At 72.4% G+C, this 13182-nt stretch carries 10 protein-coding genes and 1 pseudogene; 4 read left to right on the forward strand and 7 right to left on the reverse strand.

Features of this window, described 5'->3' with window-relative positions:
- Window positions 1-27: 27 nt before the first annotated feature.
- A complete protein-coding gene (locus ACFYWQ_RS02410; RefSeq protein ID WP_389512008.1) occupies window positions 28-1647 on the reverse strand; it encodes an ADP-ribosyltransferase domain-containing protein in 1620 nt (539 codons plus the stop codon).
- 115 nt (window positions 1648-1762) lie between these two features.
- On the opposite strand from ACFYWQ_RS02410, the gene ACFYWQ_RS02415 reads away from it, so the two are divergent.
- Window positions 1763-2443: a macro domain-containing protein gene (locus tag ACFYWQ_RS02415; RefSeq protein WP_389512010.1), complete on the forward strand. Its 681-nt coding sequence runs from the start codon at window positions 1763-1765 to the stop codon at window positions 2441-2443.
- Window positions 2444-2462: 19 nt separating this feature from the next.
- Here ACFYWQ_RS02415 and ACFYWQ_RS02420 read toward each other — a convergent pair whose 3' ends face one another.
- The 6 genes from ACFYWQ_RS02420 to ACFYWQ_RS02445 all read right to left on the reverse strand — a co-directional run bounded on the left by ACFYWQ_RS02420 (window position 2463) and on the right by ACFYWQ_RS02445 (window position 8866).
- Window positions 2463-2921 (reverse strand): RrF2 family transcriptional regulator, encoded by a 459-nt coding sequence (locus ACFYWQ_RS02420; RefSeq protein WP_389512012.1) that lies wholly within the window; start codon window positions 2919-2921, stop codon window positions 2463-2465.
- Between the two features lie 236 nt (window positions 2922-3157).
- Complete coding sequence (locus ACFYWQ_RS02425) at window positions 3158-4663, reverse strand: alpha-N-arabinofuranosidase (protein WP_389512014.1); 1506 nt, start codon at window positions 4661-4663, stop codon at window positions 3158-3160.
- Window positions 4664-4722: 59 nt separating this feature from the next.
- The gene (locus ACFYWQ_RS02430) at window positions 4723-5691 is read right to left on the reverse strand and encodes an arabinan endo-1,5-alpha-L-arabinosidase (protein WP_389512016.1); all 969 of its coding nucleotides are present in this window, start codon (window positions 5689-5691) and stop codon (window positions 4723-4725) included.
- A 21-nt stretch (window positions 5692-5712) separates the two neighbouring features.
- Complete coding sequence (locus tag ACFYWQ_RS02435; RefSeq protein WP_389512017.1) at window positions 5713-6573, reverse strand: carbohydrate ABC transporter permease; 861 nt, start codon at window positions 6571-6573, stop codon at window positions 5713-5715.
- On the reverse strand, window positions 6570-7511 hold the full coding sequence (locus ACFYWQ_RS02440) for a carbohydrate ABC transporter permease (RefSeq protein ID WP_389512019.1): 942 nt from the start codon (window positions 7509-7511) through the stop codon (window positions 6570-6572). Before ACFYWQ_RS02440 ends, ACFYWQ_RS02435 begins: the two co-directional genes overlap by 4 nt.
- Entirely contained in the window at window positions 7508-8866 is a 1359-nt protein-coding gene (locus ACFYWQ_RS02445; protein ID WP_389512020.1) for an extracellular solute-binding protein, read from the reverse strand. The genes ACFYWQ_RS02440 and ACFYWQ_RS02445 overlap by 4 nt, the downstream gene beginning before the upstream one ends.
- Before the next feature lie 267 nt (window positions 8867-9133).
- Between ACFYWQ_RS02445 and ACFYWQ_RS02450 the strand changes: the two genes are divergently transcribed.
- From ACFYWQ_RS02450 to ACFYWQ_RS02460, 3 genes and pseudogenes are all read left to right on the forward strand, one after another.
- Window positions 9134-9742 carry a toxin-antitoxin system, toxin component family protein gene (locus ACFYWQ_RS02450; protein ID WP_389512021.1) on the forward strand — a complete coding sequence of 203 codons (609 nt, stop codon included), beginning with the start codon at window positions 9134-9136 and terminating at the stop codon, window positions 9740-9742.
- Window positions 9743-9792: 50 nt separating this feature from the next.
- A pseudogene (locus ACFYWQ_RS02455) lies at window positions 9793-10833 on the forward strand (MAB_1171c family putative transporter); the annotation flags it as partial.
- A 1000-nt stretch (window positions 10834-11833) separates the two neighbouring features.
- Window positions 11834-13177: an NAD(P)/FAD-dependent oxidoreductase gene (locus ACFYWQ_RS02460; RefSeq protein WP_389512022.1), complete on the forward strand. Its 1344-nt coding sequence runs from the start codon at window positions 11834-11836 to the stop codon at window positions 13175-13177.
- The last annotated feature ends 5 nt before the right edge of the window (window positions 13178-13182 follow it).

The following is a 13182-nucleotide window of genomic DNA, read 5'->3' on the forward strand; positions in this document are numbered from 1 at the left end:
GGTCCGGCCGGCGGACCCGAGGCAGGGTCAGGACACCAGGGGCAGCTCCTCCGACTCGGCCAGCTTCACGGTGCACAGACCGCCGCGCTCGGTCGTCACCCCCACCACCTTCAGCCGCGTCCCCGGCAGCAGGATGAACTCCTCCTCGCCCGTGAACGCGGAGAAGTCGCGGATGCCGACGGCCCGCCGGGGCTGCACCTCGAAAAGCGTCCGCTTGCCGCGGCTGCCGAGGAACGCCCGCGCCACGCCGCGCTCGGACGTGCAGGACGAGACGCCCCACCAGGTCACCGTCCGCCCGAGGGGGTACTGCGCCCGCAGGTCCAGCGGCACCCCGCGCCACAGCGGCCGGGTACGGGCGGGCAGTCGCGACACCGCCGAGAACAGCAGCCGCAGGTAGGGCAGGTACGGGACGACCTTCGACCGGTCGGGGGCGCGCAGGACGGAGTTGATCTCCCGGTAGAACGCGGACTCGCAGGTGTACAGGTGGAGGGCGGCGATCGCGTCGGCGGACAGGTCACCGGCCGCCTCGTCGGCCCGCCGCTTGCCGAACTCGTGCGACCGCCGGACGTGCCGGTCGAGCTGCGCCAGCAGTCCGGCGACCGGGGAGACGGCGTCGCGGAAGTCCATGAGCGGGGTGTCGGACACGCCGGTGATCGCGTCGAGGACGAGCCCCTCGTCCTTGACGCCGGCGAGCCGCTCCAGATACAGCTGGTGCAGTTCCATGGTGGACGCGATGAACGCGCCCATGCGCTCGGCGGTGTCGCCGCCCGCCCCGCCGCCGGCCTGCGCCGCGTGCCGGTCCCATCCCCGGCTCGGCAGCCAGTCGATCCCGTCCGCGCCGAGCGAGGCGAGGGCGTCGTTGACCGTCGCGAAATGGTCGCCCTCGCAGAAGACGTCGCCCTGCGCGGCGGGGTTGGGGTGGTCGATGTGCCGGACCTCGACGTCGGGGTACTTCTCCTGGAGCCGGAGGACGACCTTCTTCAGGGCGCGCGCGTGAGCCCCCCACCAGGCGAAGACGACCCCCCGGTCCTCCTCGTCGGCGTCCTGCTTGGCCTTGAGGATCTCCTCGACGATCCGCTCGGCGACCGGACGCCAGAACGCGGTGTGCGGGTCGGCTCCGCGCGGGTTGTCGCTGCCGGCGGTGAGGGCCGCGTTCAGCAGCAGGACGCCCTGGGTGAGCATCGCCTGGAACCACTCCGGCGGCTGGACGGTGTCCCGCTGCTCCAGCAGCGCGCGCAGGTCGGCGACCGGCGTCCTCCTGGGGATGCCGTACTTCCACATCGCGGCCGCCTTGATGATGCAGCGGATGCTGACGACCCTGCCGAACTGGCTGTCCTTCCAGTGGTGGAAGGTGTTGTCGAACATGGCGATGCCGGTGGCGCTCTCCGGCCGCGGATACGGGTTCTGGCCGAAGACGACGACCTTCCACTTGTGCGGCGGGTGCGGCTTGAGCGCCTGGAAGGTCAGTTCGCGGACGGGGACGACGTCCGGGCCGCGGTCCGGGCCGATGAACGCGGCCGCGTCCGGCTGCGCCTCGATGACCGGCTTCAGCAGCGGAAGCCACGGTTCACCGCCGCCCTGGAACAGGCCGGTGAGGCCCAGCGGGTCGTTCGGGTCGGGCTGGGCGGGGGCGTTGGCATCGATCATGGCCGGGACGCTAACAGCGGGGTCTGACAGTCCGGCCCGCGCCAACCGCGTTGTCAGTGGGGGGCGGTAGCGTCCGGAAGCGGTGGATGGACCGATTCTCACGTGGGAGTGCACTATGACCGTGAACCGCGAGCAGGCGCCGCTCAAGGTCGTGTTGACCGACGTCAACACGGAGGTGGTGGAGGCCTGGCGGGCGGCGTTCGCCGACACCCCCGGGATCGAGATCCGCAAGGGTTCGCTCCTCGACCAGGAGGCCGACGCCTGGGTCAGCCCGACCAACTCGCGGGGCCGGATGGACGGCGGGGTCGACCAGGTCGTCAAGCGGCATCTCGGGGCGGGCATCCAGCTGCGCGTGCAGCGGGCGATCCGCGACGGGTTCGAGGGAGGGCTGCTGCCGGTGGGCAGCGCGGTGTGCGTGCCGTCCGGGGCGGTCAACCCGCGGTTCCTGATCTCCACGCCGACGATGGAGACGTCCTCGCAGAACGTGAGCGAGACGCTGAACGTGGCCCTGGCGTGCGCCGCCGCGTTCCAGGCGATCCACCGGCAGAACGACCGGGCGCCGGGCAGCATCGGGTCGGTGGCGCTGGTCGGCATGGGCGCCCGGACCGGCCGGGTCCCGGCACGGGTGTGCGCCAACCTGATGTGGACCGGCTACACGCTGTTCAACGACCACACCTTCGAGGACTACGACGAGCTGCGCGCCACGATCGTCGCGCAGCTCGACGACCTGGAGAGCGCCCCCGTGGAGACACGGGTGCGCATCGCGCCGCCGAAGCGCACCGCCGCCCGCCGCTGACGGGGTCCGCCCGGCCGGCTCAGGGGTTCTCCCAGGCCGCCGGTTCCGCCGCGAGGGCCCGTACGGGGTCCGGGAGGGCGTCCGCCGCGATGTCGGCGATCGTGACGCCCTCCAGGATCTGGCGGACATTGGCGCGCAGGGCGATCCACAGCGGCAGCAGGGGCCGGGCGGAGCCGGTGTAGGCGAGGTCGGTCGGGCGTTCGCCGCGGACGGACACGATCGGGCCGTCGACCGCCCTGATCACGTCCGCGACGGTGATGCTCCCGGGGTCGCGGGCCAGCCGGTAGCCGCCGCCCCCTCCGCGCCGGCTGTCGACGATCCCACCGCGCCGCAGGTCGGCGAGGATCCCCTCCAGGAACTTGTGCGGGATGCCCTGCGCGGCGGAGACGGTCTCCGCCTTCACCGGGTCGCCGCCCTGCCGTACGGCGAGCTCCAGTACCGCCCGCACCGCGTAGTCCGCCCGTGCCGAGATCCTCATACGGACATTGTCCGGTGCGCCGCCCGCCGGCGGCGCACCGGCACCCCGGGTAGGGCCTGTCCGGCGGACCAGGCCGCGGACGCGGGGCTGGGTGGGCCCGCCTGCGGCGTTGTCGTCGGTTGCCGACGCTCCGCGTCGCCGCCCTCCTCCGCCTTGCATCCGAACCCACCCAGCCCCGCTCACCAGCACTGACGGGGCACCGCCGACATCCCGCATCCTGATCCGACGGACAGGCCTTAGGCCAGCCGGATCACGTTCCAGGACAGCGGCTCCAGCGTCGCCGTGAGCGTCCCGTCGGTGAGCGCCGTGCCCTCGCCCGCGTGCGGGGTCACCCGCTCGGGCTCGGCGAGGGTGTTGCGGGCGTCCGGGTCGGCGTCGGAGAGCACGCTGTGCTCGACGAGCCGGGTCACCCCGAGACCGCCGAGCGCCACCTCCAGCGGGAGCGCCTCGCTCCGGCTCCGGTTGACGGCGAAGACGGTGACCGTGCCGTCCTCGGCGCGTACGGCGGTGGCGTGCAGCAGGTCCGCCTCGCCGTACCGCTTCGTCTCGTACGTCGGGGAGTCCACGCGCACGTCGAGGACCTCGCCCCGGCCGTACTTGGAGGCCTGAGCGAAGGGGAAGAACGTCGTCTGGCGCCACGCCGGGCCGCCCGGCTCGGTCATGATCGGGGCGATGACGTTGACGAGCTGGGCGAGGCAGGCGACGGTCACGCGGTCGGCGTGCCGGAGCAGGGCGATGAGCATCGAGCCGAAGACGACCGCGTCGGTGACGTTGTAGTTGTCCTCCAGCAGGCGGGGCGCCTCGGGCCAGTCCAGGGCGCTGACCTCGGCCGCGGTCCGGGACAGGTACCAGACGTTCCACTCGTCGAAGGAGAGGTTGATCTTCTTCTTGGACTTCAGGCGGGCGCCGACGTGGTCGCAGGTGGCGACGACGTTCTCGATGAACGACTCCATGTCCACCGCGGAGGCGAGGAAGGAGTCGACGTCGCCGTCGTGCGGCTCGTAGTAGGCGTGCAGGGAGATGTGGTCGACCAGGTCGTACGTCTCCTTGAGGACCGTCGCCTCCCACTCGGCGAAGGTGTCCATGGACTGGCCGGAGGAGCCGCAGGCGACGAGTTCGACGTCCGGGTCGATCTGGCGCATGGCGCGGGCGGTCTCGGCGGCGAGACGGCCGTACTCCTCGGCGGTCTTGTGGCCGGTCTGCCAGGGGCCGTCCATCTCGTTGCCCAGGCACCACAGCCGGATGCCGAACGGGTCCTTGTCGCCGTGCTCGACGCGCAGGTCCGACAGGGCCGTGCCGGAGGGGTGGTTGGCGTACTCCTGGAGCTCGATGGCCTCGGCGACGCCACGGGTGCCGAGGTTGACGGCCATCATGGGCTCGGCCTGGGGGCCGATCTTCTTCAGGAAGGCGATGTACTCGGAGAGGCCGAAGCGGTTGGTCTCCGTGGTGCGCCAGGCCAGGTCGAGGCGGCGGGGGCGCTCCTCGACCGGACCGACGGAGTCCTCCCACTTGTAGCCGGAGACGAAGTTCCCGCCGGGGTAGCGGATGGCCGTGACGCCGAGTTCGCGGACCAGGTCCAGGACGTCCTGGCGCAGGCCGGCGTCGTCGGCGGTGGGGTGGCCGGGCTCGTAGATGCCCGTGTAGACGCAGCGGCCGAGGTGCTCGACGAAGGAGCCGAACAGGCGGGGGTTGACCTCACCGACGGTGAAGGCGGGGTCGAGGGTGAAACGGGCGGTGCGCATTTCTTCCTTTCGAGGGGGGTTGTGTTCCGTCTGCGGGGTGGGCAGTGGTCGCGCGTCGCCTACCGGACGACCGGCCAGCCGTTCTTCTGCCAGCTCAGCTTGTTGAGCCCCAGCTTGGGCGTGCCGTCGTCCTCGGCGTCGTAGTAGTGGTAGGCGAGCCAGTCGCCGCCCTTGTCCTGGAAGACGGACTGGCCGCCCGTCCCCACGTACCTGCCGTGGCCCTCCAGCAGCAGGTCGCCCCCGCCCTCCAGGAGCGCCGTGCCCGTGCTGTCGACGTAGGGGCCGGTGACCGAGGTGGAGCGGCCGACCTTGATCTTGTACGTCGAGTTCACGCCCGAGCAGCACGCGTCGTAGGAGGCGAAGAGGTAGTAGTAGCGGCCGTGCTTGACGACGTACGGGCCTTCCACCGCGTACGGGGCGTCGGGGCGGGTCGCCAGGTGGTGGACGGTGGTACCGGTGACCGCCTTGCCGGTCTTCGGGTCGAGCTCGACCATCCGGATGCCCGTCCAGTACGAGCCGAAGGCCATCCACAGCTTGCCGTCCGCCTGGATCAGGGCGGGGTCGATGGCGTTCCAGGTGTCGCTGGTCTCGGAGGTGAAGACCTTGCCCTGGTCGGTCCAGGTGCCGGGCAGTCCGCTCGGGGAGGTGGCCACGCCGATCGCGGAGTGGTTGGTGCCCCAGGAGGAGACCGCGTAGTAGAGCCAGTAGCGGCCCGCGCGGTAGGAGAGGTCGGGGGCCCAGGGGTCGCCGGTGTCGTTGTACTCGTACCACCAGCTCGGGGGCTCGGCGAAGGCGTTGCCCGCGTCGTCCCACTGCGTGCCGTCGTCCGACAGGCGGGCGCCGATGATCCCGCCGGTGGAGTAGGCCACGTACTGGCCGGACTTCAGGTGGGAGACGGTGGGGTCGTGGATGATCTCCTGGCCGGTGATCGGCCGGGGGTCGGGGTAGCCGGCGTCCGCCCGGGCGGTGCCCGGGAGCAGGGCCACGGCTGCGGCGGCGAGCAGCGCGGCGAGTCTGAAGCGCTTCAACTCAGGCTCTCCTCGAAAGGGTTACTGGCCGGCCAGACCGGTGTGGGCGACACCCGTCACGATCTGCCGCTGGAAGAAGACGAAGACGATGATCAGGGGCAGGCCCGCCATCAGGCCGCCGGCCATGAGCTGGGCCCACTGGATGCCGTAGGAGTTCATGACGGTCGCGATGCCGTTCGGCATGGTCATCAGGTCGGGGTTGTTGGTGACCATGTACGGCCACAGGAAGTTGTTCCACGACGCGATGAACGTGAAGATGCCGACCGCGGCGAGCGAGGGCCGGGCGAGCGGCAGGACGATGGTGAAGAAGACCCGCCAGCGGCCCGCGCCGTCGATGAACGCGGCCTCCTCCAGTTCGCGCGGGACGCCCTGGAAGAACTTGTAGAGGATGAAGACCATCGCGGCGGGCGCGCACTGCGGCAGGATCATGCCCCAGTAGGTGTCGACCATGCCCATCTGCTGGACCGTGGTGAACAGCGGGACGCCGAGGACGGCCGGGGAGACCATCAGGCCGGCCATGACCACGCCCAGCAGGACGTTCTTGCCGCGGAACTCGGTGCGGGCGAAGCCGTATCCGGCGAGCGCGGCCACGGTCAGCACGACGGCGGTCACGCACACCGAGACGACGAGCGAGTTCACGAACCAGTTGGTGATGTTGCCGGACTCGAAGATCGCCGACCAGGCCTGGCCCGTCCACTCCTTCGGCAGCCAGTGCGTCGGCACCTCGACGGCCTCGGTCTCCGACTTGAGCGAGGTGAACAGCGCCCAGGCGAGGGGGGCGAGGAAGACCGCGGAGACGAGGACGCCGAGGAGGGTGAGCACGATCTGGCTGGCGGGCCAGGCGCTGCGGGGCTTGACGCGGGTCTGTGCGGCGGTGCTCATCGGCCGCCCTCCTCACGGTTGCGCAGCAGCCACATCCGCGCGAGGGCGACGGCCGCGATGATCACGAAGAAGATGATGGAGATGGCGGAGGCGTAGCCCACGCGGTAGCTGGTGAAGCCCTCTTCGAGGGTGTACTGCACGAAGGTCCTGGTCGAGTTCTCCGGGCCGGGCCCGAAGTCCAGCATCACGACGGCCTGGTCGAAGACCTGGAGCGAGGCGAGGATCTGGAGGGCGATGACGAGGCCGGTGATGTTGCGCAGCATCGGCAGCGTGATGTGCACCATGCGGTGCCAGGCGTTCGCGCCGTCCAGCTTGGCCGCCTCGTAGAGGTGGCCGGGGATGCCCTGGAGGGCGGCGAGGTAGAGCAGGAAGCTGAAGCCGACCGTCCACCACAGGGTGGTGATGACGATGGCGAGCATGGCGTACGACTTGTCGGTCAGCCAGGGCGTCTCCAGGCCGAAGACGTAGTTGATCATGCCGGTGCCGGGGTTGAACAGCCACTGCCACAGGTTGCCCGCGACGGTGGAGGGCAGCAGGAACGGGGCGAAGAAGCACAGCCGCCACAGCCACTTGCCGCGCTCGATGTGGTGGGCGAGCATCGCGAGCAGGAAGGCCATCACGGTGATGCAGGGCACGACCAGGAGCGTGAAGTACACGCTGTGGCCGAGCGCGTCCCACATCAGCTCGTCCTGGAGGGCCTCGCGGTAGTTGTCGAGGCCGATGAAGCTCGCGCCGTCACCGGAGATGTTGGCGTCCGTGAAGCTGAGGTAGACGCCGCGCAGCAGCGGCCAGATCACGAAGAGGGCGAACAGGACCAGGAACGGGGCGACGAACCAGGCGCCGTGCTGGAAGCCCTGCTTGCGGCGGACGGCGGCACTCGGCACGGCGGCCTTGGCGCGGGCCGGTGCGATGACGGTCTCTGCGCTGGTCGTCGTCATGCGACCGCACCTCCCTGCGCGGCGGTCCTGCCGTCCATGGGGTTCTTCGAGGCGAGCAGTTCGGTGAGCGTGCTCTTCATCCGGCGGGCGACCGCGTCCGGCTTGGCGGAGCCCACCGTCGAGGAGACGACGATCGGGCCGACGCGCTGGGCGAGGATGCCGGTGGAGCCGGCGAACCACACCTTCGGCTCGGTGGCCTGGTGGTCCATGGCCGAGACGTACTCGTTCTGCGGCTCCAGCTTCTGGTACGCGGCCGTGGACAGGGTGGGCGTGTAGGCGGGGATGTGGCCGCCGGCGGCCCACTGCCGGGCGTGCTTGACCACGTAGGCGGCGAGCCGGTGGGCGCCTTCGTCGGCGGCACCGCCGCGCTCCGCCTGGTGCGGCAGCACGAAGGAGTGCGACTCGGCGTGCGTGGCCTGCGTGCCGAAGACGGGCGGCAGCGGGGTCGCGCCGTACTCGACCTTCGCGGCGTCGAAGACCGGCACCGACCAGTTGCCCTCCCAGGCGAAGGGGGCGCCGTTGACGAACTGTTCGGCGCCCGCGCCGCCCCCGTAGGCCGGGTTGGCGTAGCCGTCGGTGATGTGCCGGCGCAGGAACTCCAGGACCTGGGTGGCCTTGTCGGTGTCGAAGGTGACCTCGGTGTTGGCGTCGTTGAACCAGGTGCCGCCGAGCTGGGTGTAGAAGGCGACGAAGAACCACCACTGGAAGTTCTGGTCGTTGTGCCACAGGCCGATGGTCTGGAGGCCCTTCTTCGTGGCCTTCTTGGCCTCCTTCAGGACGTCGAACCACTCGTCGACCGACGTCACGGGCACCATGCGCCCGTCGGCACCGAGCAGGCCCGCCTTCTTCAGCACGTCCTTGCGGTAGTAACAGAGCTGGACGTGGATGTCGAGCGGCAGGGCGTAGAGCTTGCCGTCGATGACGGCCCGCTTCCACAGCTCGGGGTTGAAGTCCGCCTCCCGCACGCCGTACTTGGCGAGGAGGTCCACGTCGAAGGGGTCGAGGAGGCGGCCGGGCGAGAAGCCGGTCACCCTGCCCAGGTGCATGACACCGAGGTCGGGTGCGCGGTTGCCCGCCGCCGCCATGGCCAGCTTGGTGTAGAAGGGGCTGCCCCACTGGAGCGTGGAGTCCTTCACCGCGATGCCCGGGTGCTCCTCGCGGAAGGAGTCCAGCATCGCGATCATGTTGTATCCGTCACCGCCGCTGAAGAGGTTCCAGTACCGCACCCGGGTCTGAGAACCGGCGGCGAGTGCGTCGGCTCCTGTGCCCAGTGCGGCGAAGCCGAAGCTTCCAGCGACGGTCAGTCCTCCCACGGCAGCCAGAAGCTGCCTGCGGTTCAGGCCAGGTTGTCCCATACCTTGCCCCTGTCGTTCGGCATGTCGAATAGCGCTCGTAACTTCGAACGGGACCGTAGGTTCGATGCGGCCGCGCGTCAATGGTTCTGACACGACTTCCGGGACGGACTTCCGGCCCGCCCCGACAGCGCTTTCCGTCCGGCCGGTGCCGGAGAAGAACTCCGGCCCGTGCCGGAGGAGAACCTGTGAACGGCATCGCGTGACGCGGACACATCCGGCCGCGTAGGCTCGAACAGGCCGCCGCGGGGCGGTGGGAGAGGGGACCGGATGGACAGGTCGGGCACCCGCGGCAGGGCGGCCCGGATCACCTCGGCGCTGCGCCGCGCCAGGACCGGCCCGGCCATGCGCGAACTGGCCGGCGGCCTCTCCGCGGCGCTGCGGGCGCGGCCCCGCCCCCCGGCCGGAGTGCGGGAGGTGTCCCGGGCCCTGTGCGAGGCGATGGCGGCGCTGCGTGGCGGCCGGCCCGTGGAACTGCGCTTCGAACGGTTCCCCGACGAGTTCGACGTGACCGGGCTGTGCGTGGAGTTCCACGACTTCGACCTGGTCATCGTCGAGGAACGCGCCGAGGACGTCCAGCAACTGGTCATCCTCGGCCATGAGTTGTGGCATCTGCACGCCGGCCACCGGCACCACCACCACGGCGTGGGCGCGGCCGCCGCGCACGCGCTGGCCGGACGGCCCGGCTGGGACGACGTCGCCCTGGCCGTCGCCGCCCGCGACGGCTCCCGCCAGGACGACGAGGCCGAGGCCGACGCCTTCGGACACCGGCTCGCGGCCGCCCTCCGGCCGTACCTGTCCGGACGGGCCCGCAGCACGCCCCCCGATCCGGTCCAGCGGACCCTGGGCTACCGCGGGCGCGGGGGTACCGCGCGGTGACGGGGGCCGCGGGGCTCGCCGGGCCGGGGACCTCCCCGCTGGCGGGCAACCTGCTCAGCGGCGTGTACGTCTCCTTCTGGCTGCCCACCGTCGTCCTGACCGCCGCCCTGGCGATCAAACTGCCCAGCATCCTCAAACTGTGGCGGGACCCGCTGCTGCGGGCCGTCGGCGGCCTGCTGGTGTTCGCCTGCGCGGTGTTCGTCTTCGCGGCACCCGGCACCATCGCCTGGACCAACCGGGTCACCGGCGTACCGAACATCGCGGCGCCCTGGGTGTACTCCCTGCTCACCGCGCTCTCCGCGTCCTGGCTGCTGCTGATCATCGCCTGGCGCAACGGCGGCACCGAGCGCTCGCCGCAGACCCGCCGCGCCACCCGGTGGGTGGTCTCGGTCTACGCGGCCGTGGTCGCCGCGCTGTGGGTGCTGTTCGCGCTCGCCGACGTGCCCGTGGAGCAGATCCGCGACCTCGACACGTACTACGCCACCACGCCGTTCATGCGCGAGGAGATCCTGCTCTACCTGGTCGCGCACACCGTGGCCTGCTCCATCACCGCCCGGCTCATCTGGAACTGGATCCGCACCGACGGCCTCGACGCCTGGCTGCGCTGGGGCCTGCGGTTCCTGGGCGTCGGCTACGCCACGAACCTGCTGTTCAGCGCGGCCAAGCTGACGGCCGTGGCCGCCCGCTGGACCGGGCACGACCTGGACTGGCTCAACACCAACGTGGCGCCGTCGGCCGCCTGCATCGCCGCCACCCTGGTCGCGGTCGGCTTCATCGTCCCGCACGCCGGCCAGTACCTCCAGGAACGCTGGCTGGTCCGCCGCCGGCACCGGAGCCTGAAGCCGCTCTCCCGGCTGATGCGGACGGTCAACGGGGGCCGGGAGCCCTTCGCGCTGCGCGCGACCCCGGAACTGCGCCTGATCCGCCGCGAGACGTTCATCCGCGACGCGCTCCTGCAACTCTCCCGCCACCTCGACGAGGACCTGCGCCGCCGGGCCCACGCAGCGGCCCTCGCCCTCGGCCACGACCAGCACCGGGCGCGGGCCCTCGCCGCCGCCGTGACCATCCTGGACGCCGTCACGGACGGAGAGGCGGGGGGCGGTGGGGGGTACTCCGGGGGGCGGGGTGAGGATGCGTCGGGGGCCTCGGGGGCCTCGGGCGGGGGCGCGGCGGGGGTGGGGGCGCCGGGGGCGGGCGCGGCAGGGTTGTCGGGCGGGGCTGTGACGTCGGGCGGGGCTCTCGCGTCGGGCGGGGCTCTGACGTCGGGCGGGGCCGGGCCGTTGGGGAGGGCACGGACGTCGGGTGGGGTACGGGCGTCGGGCGGGGCACGGGCGTCGTATGCGTCCGCCGCCTCCGGGGCGCCCGGTGCGCCCGGTGCCTCCGGTACGTCCAGTGCGCTCGGCGCGTCCGGGCCGTCCGGGCCGTCTGCCGGTTCCTCCGCGGCCGGCGCGTCCCGTGCGTCAGGAGCGACGGGCTCGTCGGATGCGTCGGATGCGTCCGCCGCCTCCGGTACACCCGGCGCGTCCGGTGCCTCCGGGCCCTCCGCCGGTCCCTCCGCGGCCGGCGCGTCCCGTGCGTCCGGAGCGACGGGCTCGTCGGATGCGTCGGATGCGTCCGCCGCCTCCGGTACACCCGGCGCGTCCGGGCCGTCCGGGCCCTCCGCCGGTTCCTCCGCGGCCGGCGCGTCCCGTGCGTCCGGAGCGACGGGCGCGGCCGGTACGACGGGCGCGGCCGGTACGACGGGCGCGACGGCCGCGTCCGGTACGCCCGGTGCCTCCGCCGGTACGCCCGGTGGCGCCGGGCCCTCCGCCGGTACGCCCCGTGGCGCCGGGGCGTCCGGGGCGTCCGGTGCGGCCGGTCGGGCGGGGCCGGACGGGGTGGGAGGCGCGTCGGGGCCGGCGTTCTCGTCCGAGCCGGACACCACCTACCTGCTGCGGGAGATCCAGGCCGTGTCCGACATCCTGCGCCGCCCCGACGAGATCACCGCGGTACGCGCCCGCGCGGCCGCCCCGGCAGAGAGCGTGTCCACGCATGACTGAACCGTCCGCCCCCGCAAGAACCGCCGTCGTCCTCGGGGGATCCCATACCGGCATGCTCGCGGCGCGTGCCCTGGCCGGGTTCGCCGACCGGGTGGTCGTCGTCGAGCGCGACGTGCTGCCCGAGGGGCCCGCGCCCCGCAAGGGGCTGCCGCAGGCGCGCCACGCCCACATGCTGTGGTCGGGCGGGGTACGGGCCGTGGAGGCCCTGCTGCCCGGGATCACCGACACGCTGCGGGAGGCCGGGGCGCGCCGGGCGCCGGTCACCACGGACATCGTCGGGCTGTCCCCGCAGGGCTGGTTCCGGCGCTGGGCCGAGTCCCATCACGTGATCCTGGCCGGGCGGGACCTGCTGGACGCGACCCTCCGCGCGCGCGTCCTCGCCGACCGCCGGATCGAGGTGCTCGCGGGGGCGGAGGCGGTGGGGCTGGAGGGCGGCGCGGCGGCCGTCACGGGGGTGCGGGTGCGGGTGCCCGGCGAGGGCGAACGGGTCCTCCCGGCCGGCCTGGTCGTCGACGCCACCGGCCGCGCCTCCCGCGCCTCCCACTGGCTGACGGCCCTCGGCCTGCCCGCCGCCGAACGGCGCGAGATCGACGCCGGCCTGGCGTACGCCAGCCGGCTCTACCGCGCGCCCGAGCACGCCCGCTCCGGATTCCCCGTCGTCAACGTCCAGTTGGACCCGCGGGCCGCCGGGCCGGGACGGTCGGGGTTCCTCCTGCCCATCGAGGACGGCCGGTGGATCGTCACCTTGGCCGGCACCCGCGGCGGCGAACCCTCCGCCGACGAGGACGACTTCGTCCGCTTCGCCCGCGAGGAGCTGCGGCACCCCCTCATCGGGCGTCTGCTGGAACAGGCCGAGCCGCTGACCGAGGTGTCCTTCACCCGGACGACCGTCAACCGCCGGCACTTCTACGAGCGGATGCCGGCCTGGCCCGAGAACTTCACCGTCGTAGGCGACGCGCTCGCCGCGCTGAACCCCATCTACGGTCACGGGCTGGCGGTGGCCGCCCAGAGCGCGCTGCTGCTGCGGGAGATGACGCGGCGTCACGGGTGGGGGTCGGCGGGGCTGTCCCGCCGGGTGCAGAAGGCGGTGGCGAAGCCGGTCGGCGCGGCGTGGCAGCTGGCGATCGGGCAGGACGTGTTCTACCCCGGGGCGACGGAGGGCGGGCCGACCCTGCGGGACCGGATGGTGGCCGCGTACGTGGACCGGCTGATGTACACGGCGACGGGCAACGGCCGGATCGCCCGGCGGGTGACGGACGTGACGTCGCTGGAGCGGGGCCCGGAGGTGCTGCTGGCTCCGTCGGTCGTGGCGGCGGCGCTGGTGGGGCCGCTGCGGCCGGCGCTGAGCGGGCCGCCGTTGACGGGGGACGAGAGGAAGCGGGCGGGACTGGAGTAGGCGGA

The sequence above is a fragment of the Streptomyces sp. NPDC003247 genome, from assembly GCF_042888135.1.
GTDB lineage: Bacteria > Actinomycetota > Actinomycetes > Streptomycetales > Streptomycetaceae > Streptomyces.